This is a genomic window from Pseudomonas sp. No.21, assembly GCF_054558415.1.
This window is the reverse complement of sequence record NZ_BAAJNO010000001.1, coordinates 434,281-446,815: the sequence shown is the minus strand read 5'-3', so window position 1 is coordinate 446,815 and position 12,535 is coordinate 434,281. Positions and strand designations below refer to the sequence as shown.

The 12,535-nt window shown below is 69.9% G+C and carries 1 protein-coding gene; it reads right to left on the bottom strand.

Translation table 11 applies throughout. The features are described from left to right. Nucleotides 1-12,444, bottom strand: a complete 12,444-nt coding sequence (locus ACYJSS_RS01965; RefSeq protein WP_236205944.1) for a non-ribosomal peptide synthase/polyketide synthase — start codon at nucleotides 12,442-12,444, stop codon at nucleotides 1-3. Nucleotides 12,445-12,535 lie beyond the last annotated feature (91 nt).

The window sequence follows — 12,535 nt, the reverse complement described above, 5'->3', positions numbered from 1 at the left end:
TCAGAGGGCCTCCAGGTCAGCGAGAAAGTCGTGCATCTCATTCAGGTCGTCGCTGGAGTGAGGCGTCAGGTGTTCCGCCAGCTGCTGCGCGTAGTCGGACAGGGATGAGGTTCTGAAAAGCAGGTCGAGGGGCACGGCAGCCCCCTGCTCCATCTGGAGCCGTGCGGTCGCTTGGGTCGCCAACAGTGAATGCCCACCGAGTTCGAAGAAGTTGTCGTCGCGGCCGACGCGCTCCAGCTTGAGCACGTCCCGCCAGATATCGGCCACGCGCCGCTCCAGCTCGCCCTCGGGCGCCACGTAGGCACGCAGCAGCTGGTTGCCATCCGGCCTGGGCAGGCTCTTGCGGTCGAGCTTGCCGTTGGGCGTGAGGGGGAAGCGTTCGAGCACCAGCCACTGGGCGGGGATCATGTAGTCGGGCAGCGTCGACGCCAGGGCCGCCTTGAGCTGGCTGCGCAGCTCGGCCACCTCCAGAGCCTCGTGGGGCACCAGGTAGGCCACTAGCTGGCTGCCCAGGGGGCCTTCCTGGGCGACGACCGCCGCCTCGCGGATCAGCGGGTGGGCGAGCAGTTGCGCCTCGATCTCGCCCAGCTCGATGCGGAAGCCACGGATCTTCACCTGGTGGTCGACGCGGCCGAGGTACTCGATCACGCCGTCGGCCCGGTGCCTGGCCAGGTCCCCGGTGCGGTACAGGCGGGTGCCGTTGCCGAACGGGTCCGGCAGGAAGCGTTCGGCGGTCAGCGCCGGGCGGTCGTGGTAGCCACGGGCCAGGCCATCGCCACCGATGTACAGCTCGCCGATCACCCCCGCCGGGTTCGGTGCGAAATCACCGTCGAGAATGAACAGCGAGGTGTTGGCGATCGGCCGCCCCAGCCAGGGGTGCGGCTGCTCCGGGGTCAGCCGGTGGACCGCCGACCAGATGGTGGTCTCGGTGGGGCCATAGAGGTTCCACACGGCAGCGCCCAGGGCCAGCATGCGCTGGGCCAGGTCATCGGCCAGGGCCTCGCCGCCGCAGAGGAAGGTGCGCCCGGCCAGGATCGCGGCGCGGGGGTGGTCCAGCAGCATGCGCCAGGTGGACGGCGTGGCCTGGATGACGCTGACCCGCTGCTGCTCGATGAGTTGCAGCAGGCGCTCCGGGTCATGGGCGCCGTGCCGGTCCGCCAGCACCACGCAGGCGCCCTGGAACAGCGGGCCATAGAGCTCCAGCCCGAAGATGTCGAAGGAGAAGGTGGTCAGCGACAGCACCCGATCGGCCGCCTCGATGCCGGGCTCCCGCACCATGCTGGCGACGAAATTGACCAGGGCCTGGTGGCGCACCATCACGCCCTTGGGCTTGCCGGTGGAGCCGGAGGTGTAGATGGCGTAGCACAGGTGCTCGCCGCCGACCGCGACCTGCGGGTCGACCGGGCTTTCCTCCAGGCTGGCCGCCGGCTCCACCAGCAACGTGCGCACGCCAGCCGGCAGGGCGAACTGCCCGGCCAGGGCCGGCTGGGTCAGCAGCAGTTGCAGGCCGCTGTCCTCCACCATGTGCGCGAGGCGGTCCTGGGGATATTGCGGGTCGAGCGGCACGTAGGCGCCGCCGGCCTTGAGGATGGCCAGCAAGCCGATCACCATCTCGACGCCACGCTCCAGGGCGATACCGACGAGCTGGTCCGGCACCACGCCGAGCCCGATGAGCCGGTGCGCGAGGTGGTTGGCCTGGCGGTTGAGCTGGCCGTAGCTCAGTGCCTGCCCATCAAAGCGCAGGGCGATGGCGTCAGGCGTGGCACGGGCCCGGGCCTCGAACAGCTGGTGCATGCAGGGCGCCTGCGGGTAGTCGGCGGCGGTGGCATTCCACACGCTGACCACACGCTCGTGCTCGGCCGCATCCAGCAGCCTCAGCTCGCCCAACGGCTGCTCGGCGGCGTCGGGCATCTGCTGCAGCAGGCGGCCCAGGTGGCGACCCAGTTGCTCGATGGCGTCATGGGCGAAGGCTTCGCGCTGGTAGCTGAACTGCACCGAGAGGCATTCGCCGAGGCTGACCATCAGGGTCAGCGGGTAATTGGTCTGCTCCTGACTGTCCACGGCGCCGAAACGCACCCCATGGGCAGCGCTCTGCTCCAGGGCCTCGGCGATCGGGTAGTTCTCGAACACCAGGATGTTGTCGAACAGGGCTTCGCCACCCTGCCCGGCCCAGCGCTGGATATCGAACAGCGGGGTGTGCTCGAACTCGCGCAGCGCCAGGTTCTGGGCCTGCAGCGCCTGCAGCCAGTCGACCAGCCGCTGTTCGCCGCGCGGGCTGGCGACCACCGGCAGGGTGTTGATGAACAGGCCGATCTGCTGCTCGCTGCCGGGCAGGTCCGCCGGGCGGCCGGCGACGGTGGCGCCGAAGACCACGCCCGACTTGCCGGTATGGCGCTGCAGAAGCAGCAGCCAGGCGGCCTGTACCAGGGTGTTGACGGTGACCTTGGCGGCCCGCGCAAACGCGCCGAGCTGGCGGGTCTGCCCGGCATCCAGCTGGATGCCATGCAGGCCATGGGCGACCGTCGCGTCGTGGGCATCCGGCCTCGGGAAGACCGAGGCCAGGCGCACGGGCTCGTCCAGCACGCTCAGTTGGCGGCTCCAGAAGACTTCTGCAGCGGCCGCGTCCTGGCGCTGCAGCCAGGCGATGTAGTCGCCGTAGCGGCCCGGGACCGAAGGCAGCGTGCCCTGGCCGTAGTGCTGCAGCACCTCGGCGAACAGCTGGGCGCTGCTCCAGCCGTCCATGAGGATGTGATGGTTGGTGTAGATCAGGTGGTGGCGATCGTCGCCGGTGCGCACCAGGACCAGGCGCATCAGCGGCGCCTGTTCCAGCTCGAAGCCACGGGCGCGTTCTTCCTCGGCCAGCGCATCGAGCGCCGCCTCCAGGCTGGCCTGGTCACGCCAGTCCAGCAGGCTGAAGGGGATGTCGAGCTGGCGGTAGACCAGTTGCACCGGCTGTTCGAGATCGCCCTGCCAGAAGAACCCGGTGCGCAGGATGTCGTGACGGTCCAGCACCGCCTGCCAGGCCGCGCGGAAGCGCGTGGGGTCCAGCCCCTCGATGTCGAGGCGGGTCTGGTTGACGTAGTTGCCGCGGGCCTGCTCGAACAGCGAGTGGAACAGCATGCCCTGCTGCATCGGTGACAGCGGGTAAAGGTCGTCGATGGCCGCAGCGGCCACTGGCAGCGCATCGAGCTGGGCCTGGGTCAGGCGGGCCAGGGGGAAGTCGGACGGGGTCACGCCCTGGTTCGCGGCGCTGCAGCAATGCTCGATCAGCGCACGCAGCTCGTTCTGGTAGTCATCGGCCAGGCGCTCGATGGTGGCGACCTCGAACAGCGCGCGGCTGAAGGTCCAGCTGAGATCCAGCTCGCCGCCGAATACCTGGCTGTCCAGGGCCAGCTGGTTGCCCAGCGGCCCCTCCAGGTCGACCTCCTCGCCTCCCGATTCCGCGGTCGGCACGAACAGCGCCGCATCGGCCTCATCGAAGCTGCCGTCGAACTGCCCCAGGTAGTTGAAGGTCAGGCGCGGCACGGGCAATTGGCCCAGCACGGCGCGGGCCTGGGGCTCTCCCAGGTGGGCCAGCACGCCGAAGCCGATGCCCTTGTTGGGAATCGCCCGCAGCTGTTCCTTGATGCCTTTGAGCGCGGCCCCGAGATTCCCCTCGGCGCTCAGCCGGGCCGGGAACACGCTGGTGAACCAACCGACGGTACGGGTCAGGTCGATGGCATCGAACAGGTCTTCACGTCCGTGCCCTTCGAGCTGGACCAGCACCTTCGCTTCACCGGTCCAGCGGGCGATGGTGCGGGCCAGCGCCGTCAGCAGCAGGTCGTTGACCTGGGTGCGATAGGCCGCCGGGGCCTCCTGCAGCAGGCGGCGGGTCAGCCCGGCATCCAGGCGGCGACGGACCGCCACGGCGCTGCGGTGGGTCAGGCCCCCTTGCGGATGGTCGCACGGCAGGGACACGGAGGCGCCCTGCAGCTGCGCCTGCCAGTAACCCAGTTCCGCCTGCATGGCGGTGCTCCGGGCATGGGCCTGCAACTGCTCGGCCCAGTCCTTGGTGGAGCTGGTCTTGGCCGGCAGCGCGACCGCCTGGCCACCTTCGATGAGGCGATAGGCGAGCTGCAGGTCTTCGAACAGGATGCGCCACGACACGCCGTCCACCACCAGGTGATGGATGACCAGCAGCAGGCGCTGGCTGCCGTCATCGAGGGTGGCCAGGAGTGCACGCAGCAAGGGGCCCTGTTGCAGGCTCAGGCTGCGCTGCACGGTGTTGCCCAGTTCATGCAGCGCCTGGGCGTCGGCGACCCGGGCCTGTTGCAGCAGCGCTTCGCCCTGGGCCTGTGGCTCCTGGTAGCGGGCCGTCCAGCCCGCCTCGGTTTCGCTGAAGGACAGGCGCAGCCCGTCATGGTGCTCCACCAGGCGTTGCAGGGCCTGCTCGAGCGCCTCCGGCTGCAGGGGGCGGGTCGGCTTGAGCATCACCGACTGGTTCCAGTGATGGCGCTGGGGGATGTCGTTGTCGAAGAACATCCGCTGCACCGGCAGCAGCGGCGACTCGCCGCGCACCGGCCCCTGGTCGATGGCCAGGGTCGCGTCGCCCTGGCGCGCCACGCCGGCGAGCGCCTGGATGGTCGGGTGCTGGAACAGGTCTTTCGGGGTGAGGCGGATGCCCAGCTGGCGCGCACGGCTGACCACCTGGATGGAGATGATCGAATCACCGCCGAGCTCGAAGAAATTGTCGTTCAGGCCGACCTGCTCCAGCTTGAGCACCTCTTCCCAGATCCGCGCCAGCTGCCGTTGCAGCTCGCTCTGCGGGGCCACGTAGGCCTGCTGCAGCTGGCTGAGGTCCGGGCGGGGCAGGTTCTTGCGGTCGAGCTTGCCGTTGGGCGTCAGCGGCAGGCGCTCCAGGCGCATCAGGTGGGACGGCACCATGTGCGCCGGCAGGCTGGCCTTGAGCTGCTCGCGCAGGCCCTCGACGAAGCCGGCCGCGTCGTCGCTGGCGACGACGTAGCCCACCAGGCGCTTGCCGCTGCCGGCTTCGCCTTCCTGGGCCACCACCACCGCCTCGCGCACGCCCTCCAGGGCCTGCAGGCGCGCCTCGATCTCGCCCAGCTCGATGCGGAAGCCGCGGATCTTCACCTGGTTGTCGATGCGTTCCAGGTAGTCGAAGGTGCCATCGGCACGCTGGCGCACCCGGTCGCCGGTGCGATAGAGCAGGCCGCCCGCGCTGCCGAAGGGGTCGGCGACGAAGCGCTCGGCGGTCAGGCCCGGGCGGTTCAGGTAGCCGCGCGCGAGGCCGCTGCCCCCCAGGTAGAGCTCACCGGTCATGCCCTGGGGCACGGGGTTGAGGTCGGCGTCCAGCACGTAGGTGCTGCGGTCGCCGATGCGGCTGCCGATGGGGGCATAGGCCGCGCCGCATGACTGGTCCCGCCCGGCCTTCCAGATCAGCGGGGTGACCACGGTTTCGGTCGGGCCATAGCCGTTGATGATGAAGTCGGGGTCCAGCGCCCGCTTCACCCGCTCGAAACTGGCGCTGGGCACCGCGTCGCCGCCGAAGCAGTAGATCCTCACCCGGGGCGGGTTGCCCTCGCGCTCGGCGTGCTCGGCCAGTTGCTGCAGGTACACGGGCGGGAACGCCGCCACGGTCACGCCTTCGGCCTGCATCGCGCGGTAGGTCTGCTCCGGGGTCCAGAGGCTGTCATCGCGGATCAGCAGCGAGCCGCCGTGGGTCAGGCTGGTGAGCCAGCGCTCGTGCGCGCCGTCGAAGGCGAAGGACATGAAGTGGAATTCGCAGTCGTCGGCGCTCATCTCGTAACGCTCGCCGATCGCCTGGCAGTGCATGCTCAGCGGGCCATGGGCGACGCACACGCCCTTGGGCTGGCCGGTGGAGCCGGAGGTGTAGATCACGTAGGCGAGGTTGTGCGGGTCGACCTGCACCGCCGGGGCCTGGCGCGGCTGCCGCGAGAGGTCGAGGCGGTCTAGTTCCAGCACCTTGAGGTCGGCGTCCACGGGCAGCGCGGGCAGCAGTTGCGAGTCGCTCAGCAGCAACGCGAGCCCGGAATCCTTCATCAGGTAGGCCAGCCGCTCGCGCGGGTAGCTGCTGTCCAGCGGCACGTAGGCGCCCCCGGCCTTGAGCACCGCCAGCAGGGCGACGATCAGGCCATCGCCACGGGGCAGCGCGACGCCGACCCGGACTTCCGGCCCGATGCCCTGGGCCACCAGCTCATGGGCCAACTGGTTGGCGCGGCCCTCCACCTCGGCGTAGCTGAAGCGCTGCCCGGCGAAGATCACCGCGGTGCGCTGCCCCTGCGTTGCGGCGAGTTCGGCGAAACGCCGGTGCACCGGCGTCTCGACCGCATAGGGCTGCGGCAGGTTCTGCTCCTGCAGCCGCGCCCGTTGCTCAGGGGTGACCAGGGCGATTTCGCCCAGCCGGCGCTCGGCCGATACGCAGAATTCCTGCAGCAGGTGCAGCAGTTGCCCGGCAACGCGGGCGACGGCCGCCTCGGAGAAACGGGCGGGCGCATAGCTGCAGTGCAGGGCCAGGGTTTCTCCCAGGGTCACGCCGACGCTCAGGGGGTAGTGGGTCTGGTCGAAGTTGCCGACCGCGCCGAAACGCACCCCGAGCGTCCCGCCCTGGCGGAGTGCTTCGGCGATCGGGTAGTTCTCGAAGACCAGGATGTTGTCGAACAGGGCCTCGCCGCCCTGCCCGGCCCAGCGCTGGATGCTGGCCAGCGGCGTGTGCTCGAACTCCCGCAGCGCGAGGTTCTTCTCCTGCACCGCTTGCAGCCAGTCGGCCACGCGCTGGTCCGGCCGGGAGCCGGCGACCACCGGCAGGGTGTTGATGAACAGTCCGATCTGTTGCTCGATGCCTGCCACCTCGGCCGGGCGCCCGGCCACGGTGGTGCCGAAGGCCACCACCCCGGCGCCGGTGTGGCGCTGCAGCAGCAACAGCCAGGCGGCCTGCACCAGGGTGTTGACCGTGACCTTCTGCTGGCGGGCGAACGCGTTCAGGCGCTGGGTGCGCTGCGGGTCCAGCGCGGCATCGAGCAGGCGGTGGCCGCCAGCCTCCAGCAGGTCCTGGGGCTGGACACTGGCCTGGGCAAGCAAGGTGGGCTCCTGCAGCTCGGCGACCTGCTGCTTCCAGAAGCCTTCGTCACGCACCGCATCCTGCTGGTGCAGCCAGCGGATGTAGTCACGGTAACGGCCGACGGCGGGCGCAGGCACCTCTCCGCTGTAGCGCTGCAGGACTTCACCGAGCAGCTGCGAGCTGCTCCAGCCGTCCAGCAGGATGTGATGGTTGGTGAACACCAGGTGGTGGCGCTCGTCGCTCGTGCGGATCAGCGCCAGGCGCAGCAGGCCCGGTTGCGACAGGTCGAAGCCACGTGCCCGGTCCTCTTCGAGGAAACGCGCCAGCGCCACGTCGATATCGCGACGGCCACGCCAGTCCAGCTCCACGAAAGGCAGGCTCACCTGGCGGTGGAGCACCTGCAGCGGATGGGGCAGATCGCCCTGCCAGAGGAAGGCCGTGCGCAGGATGTCGTGGCTGTCCACCGCCGCCTGCCAGGCGTCGCGGAAGCGCTGCGGGTCCAGCCCGTCGACGTCCACGCTCAACTGGTTGATGTAGGTGCCATCCCCCTGCTCGTAGAGGCTGTGGAACAGCAGGCCCTGCTGCATGGGCGACAGCGGGTAGAGGTCTTCCACCGCCTGGGCGGGCAGCCCGAGCGAGTCCAGCTGGGCCTGGTCCAGATCGGCCAGGGGAACATCCGAGGGCGTGAGGCCCGCTGCGTCTGCCTGGCAGCAGTGCTCGACCAGGGCTTGCAGCTCCAGGCCGTAGCCGTCCGCCAGCTGGCGGATGTCGGCTTCGTCGAACATGTCCTGGCTGAAGGTCCAGCGCAGTTCGAGCTCGCCGTCGTAGACCTGCCCTTCCACGCCCAGCCAGTTGTCCAGGGGCGCATCCGCGCTCTGTTCGGCCCCGGCACGCTCGCCGGCGGGCACCAGCAGCGCGCCCTCGCGGCTGTCGAAGCTGCCGTCGAATTGCCCCAGGTAGTTGAAGGTGATGCGCGGTTGCGGCAACCGTGCCAGCGCCTCGCGGTCCGCCGCCTGCCCGAGGTGACGCAGGATGCCGAAGCCGATGCCCTTGTTGGGGATCGCCCGCAGCTGCTCCTTGACCCGCTTGAGGGTGTCCGCAAGGCCCGGAGCCGGGCTCAGGCGTACCGGGAACAGGCTGGTGAACCAGCCGACGCTGCGGCTGAGGTCGATACCGTCGAACAGGTCTTCGCGGCCATGCCCTTCCAGCTGGATCAGGACATGCGCCTGCCCCGCCCATTGGCCCACGACCCTGGCCAGGGCGGTGAGCAGCAGGTCGTTGACCTGGGTGCGGTAGGCCGCGGGGGCCTGCTGCAGCAGCTGCCGGGTGCGCGCCCGGTCCAGCCGGCTGCGCACCACCCGCGCGTGGCGGCTTTGCAGGCCGCCTTCCGGGTTGCGGCACGGCAGTTCGGTGGTCACACCCTCGAACTGGGCGGTCCAGTACCCCAGCTCGCGCCTGGCCGTCTCGCTCCGGGCGTAACCCTGCAGCTGCTCGGCCCAGCTCTTGTAGGCGCTGGTCTTGGCCGGCAGGGACGGTCGCTCGCCCTGGGCACTTTGCTGGTAGGCCCGCTGCAGGTCTTCCAGCAGGATGCGCCAGGACACGCCGTCGACCACCAGGTGGTGCACGGCGAGCAGCAGGCGCTGGGTGCCGTCCCGCAGGGTGGCCAGCACCGCGCGGAGCAGCGGCCCGTCGCGCAGGTCGAGGCTGCGCTGGGCATCGGTGCACAGCGCCTGCAGGTCGTCCTCCGCCACGTCGTCACGCACCCAGAGCAGGGTCGGCAGGCCGGCCGCGAGGCCGGCCAGTTCCGCCCGCCAGGCCTCGCCGCGCTGTTCGAAGCGCGTGCGCAGCGCATCGTGATGCACGACCACGGCGTGCAGCGCCTGCTCCAGCGCGGCGGCCTGCAGCGGCTCGAGCGGGCGCAGCAGCAGCGCCTGGTTCCAGTGGTGCCGATCGGGGATGGCCTCGTCGAAGAACCCGTGCTGGATCGGCAGCAAGGGCAGCTCGCCGGTGACCGGCCCCTGGTCGATGCCCTGCCCGGCCTCGCCGAGGCGGGCCACGGCGGCCAGGGCCTGGACGGTCTGGTGCTGGAACAGATCGCGCGAGGTGAACGCGATGCCGGCCTGGCGGGCCCGGTTGACCAGCTGGATGGAGACGATCGAGTCGCCGCCCAGCTCGAAGAAGTTGTCGGTCAGGCCGACCCGCTCCAGCTTGAGCACGTCCTGCCAGAGACCGGCGATGCGCTGCTCCAGCTCGCTGCGCGGTGCCACGTAGGCCTGTTGCAGCTGGCTCGCATCCGGCAGCGGCAGGGCCTTGCGGTCCAGCTTGCCGTTGGGGCTCAGGGGCAGCGCATCGAGGAACAGGATATGCGCCGGCACCATGTAGTCCGGCAGGCTGCCGCGCAGTTGCTCGCGGATGCCCTCGCGCACCTCGTGCTGGGCATCGCCAGGCGCCTGGGCCAGGGCCTTGTCCGCCGCCACGACATAGGCCACCAGTTGCAGCGCCGATTCGCCCTGCACGGCCTGCACCGTGGCATCGCCGACGGTGTCCAGCTCCAGCAGGCGCGCCTCGATCTCGCCCAGCTCGATGCGGAAGCCACGGATCTTCACCTGGTGGTCGACACGGCCGACGTACTCGATGACGCCGGCCTCGTTGAAGCGCGCCAGGTCACCGGTGCGGTACAGACGGCCACCGGTGGTGGAGAACGGGTCGGGGATGAAGCGCTCGGCGGTGAGGCCGGGGCGCTGGAAGTAACCCCGGGCGAGCAGCTCGCCGCCGATCATCAACTCGCCCACCACCCCCACGGGCACCGGCTGGCCGTTGCCATCCAGCAGGTAGGTGCTGCGCCCGGGCAAGGCGCGACCGATCGGCAGGCCCCGTGGCAGCGCCTGGCGGCCCTCGACATAGTCGCTGCAGTCGAAGGTGGTGGCGGTGACGGTCGCCTCGGTCGGCCCGTAGGTGTTGAGCAGCCGTACCTGTTCGAGCCCGGCCTGGCGCCAGGCCTGCACCCCTTCCGGCGGCATGGCTTCGCCGCCGCTGTGCACCTGGCGCAGCACGCCGTAGTCGCGCGGCCCGGCTGCGGCGAACGCCTTGGCCATCATGTTCCAGTAGGCGGTGGTCAGGTCCATGACGGCGATGCGCTGTTCGAGGATCTGCCGGTACAGCGTCTCGCTGTCCCACACCTCGGTGCCACGCATGACCACCGATGCACCGTGGATCAGCGGCCCGTACAGCTGCTCGGCGAAGGCGTCGAAGTTGAAGGTGGCGAACTGCAGCACGCCGTCGCCGCGCTCCAGGCGGTAGTAGTGCACCGCCGCATGGGCATGCCCGGCCAGGGCGCCGTGGCTGATGGCCACGCCTTTGGGCCGGCCGGTGGAGCCCGAGGTGAACATCACGTAGGCCAGGTTGCCGAGGCTCGCACGCGGCGGGAGGTTGTCGCCGGCGGCCTGTGCCCCGGCGTCTTGGTGGTCCAGGCACAGGGTCGGCAGCGTATCGGGGATCGGCAGGCGCTCGCGCAGTGCGGCCTGGGTCAGCAGCAGCCGGCAGCCGCTGTCCTCGATCATGGCGGCCAGGCGCTCTCTGGGGTATTGCGGGTCCAGCGGCACATAGCCGCCGCCGGCCTTGAGCACGGCAAGAATCGCGACCACCAGCTCCAGGCTGCGCTCCACCGCGACACCGACCAGCACCTCGGGCCCTACGCCCCGCTCCACCAGCACATGGGCCAGGCGGTTGGCACGGCTGTTCAGCTGGCCGTAGGTCAGCCGCTGGCCTTCGCAGACCAGCGCCAGCGCCTCCGGATCACGGGCGGCCTGCACCTCGAACAGTTCATGAACGCATTGCGTGACGGGCTGGGCCTGCTCGTGGCACCCCCAGCCCTCCACCAGTTGGCGGTACTCGGGCTCGGCCAGCAACGGCAGCTCGCCGACGCGCTGTTGCGGGTTGCGCACCATGCCGTGCAGCAGGTTGGCCCAATGTTGCGCAAGGCGCTCGATGGTGGCGGCGTCGAACAGGTCGCTCGCGTAGGTGAAGGAGGCATGCAGGCGGCCCGCCTTCTCGAAGGTGTCCAGGCTCAGGTCGAACTGGGTGGTCCGGCTCTCCCAGTCGATCACGCCCAGTTCCAGTCCGCTCCCCACCTTGAGGGTGGTGACATCCGCCACCTCGGGCTGGTGGTTGTACATGACCTGGAACAGCGGGTTGTAGCTGAGGCTGCGCTCCAGCTTCAGCGCCTCCACCAGGCGCTCGAAAGGCAGGTCCTGGTGGGCCTGGGCGCCGAGGGCGGTCTCCTTGATGTCGCGCAGCAGATCCCCCAGGGAGGTGCGGCCGTCCAGGCGGGTGCGCAGCACCTGGGTGTTGACGAAGAAGCCGATCAGCCCTTCGATCTCGCTGCGGTTGCGGTTGGCGATGGGCACGCCGATGCGCAGGTCGGTCTGCCCGGTGTAACGGTGCAACAGGACGTTGAAGCTGCCCAGCAGCAGCATGAACAGGGTCACCCCGTGCTGCCTGGCCAGCTCGCGCAGCTGCTCCGACAGCGCCGGCTCCAGCGCCAGCTCATGGCGCAGCCCCTGGTAGCTCGGCAGCGCCGGGCGTGGATGGTCGGTGGGCAGCTCCAGCACCGGGTGCTCGTCGCCCAGTTGCGCGAGCCAGTAGCCGAGCTGGCGCTCCTGCTCACCCGCCTCCAGCCATTGCCGCTGCCACAGCGCATAGTCGCGGTACTGCACCGGCAGCGGCGCCAGCTCGGGCTCCCGCCCCTGCTCGTGAGCGTCGTAGAGCCGGCAGAATTCCTCGATCAGCACGCCCATCGACCAGCCATCGGAGACGATGTGGTGCAGGGTCAGCAGCAGGACGTGCTCACGCTCCGCCAGCCGCAGCAGGCGCACCCGCAGCAGCGGCCCATTGGCCAGGTCGAAGGGTCGCAGGGATTGCTCCTGCGCCTGCCGGGCGACCTCCACCTCGCGCTCGGCGCCGGGCAGCGCACCGAGGTCGTCACGCTCGATGACCAGCGGGGCGTCGAAGGCGACCAGGCGCAGGCTGTCATCCTCGGTTGGCCGGAAGACCGTGCGCAGCGTCTCGTGGCGCGCCACCAGGCTGGCGAAGGCGGCTTCCAGCGCGGCCTCGTCCAGCGGCCCGGTCAGGCGCACGGCCGCCGGCAGGTTGTAGGCACCGCTTTGCGGGTCCAGGTGCCAGAGGAACCACATGCGCTGCTGGGCATAGGACAGCGTGTCGCGCTCAGCGGACTCCACCCCCGACGGAATCGGGAACACCGAGAAATCGATGCCTTCCTGGCGCAGGCTGGCGAGGAAAATCCTGCGCTTCTCCAGGGGCAGCTCGATAAAGCGGCGCGCGAGTTTCAGGGAGTCTTCTGCATTCATCGGTCTTCTTCCGTGCACGTGGGCAACGAGCGTTCAAGGCTCGGTCGTCCATGGAAAACGGATGGAAGGCGCGGAAAATTAGCGCTGCCGG

Bases quoted from the DNA above. Each gene is read 5' to 3' on its own strand.
- ACYJSS_RS01965 (WP_236205944.1), bottom strand. From the start codon at position 12,444: ATGAATGCAGAAGACTCCCTGAAACTCGCGCGCCGCTTTATCGAGCTG.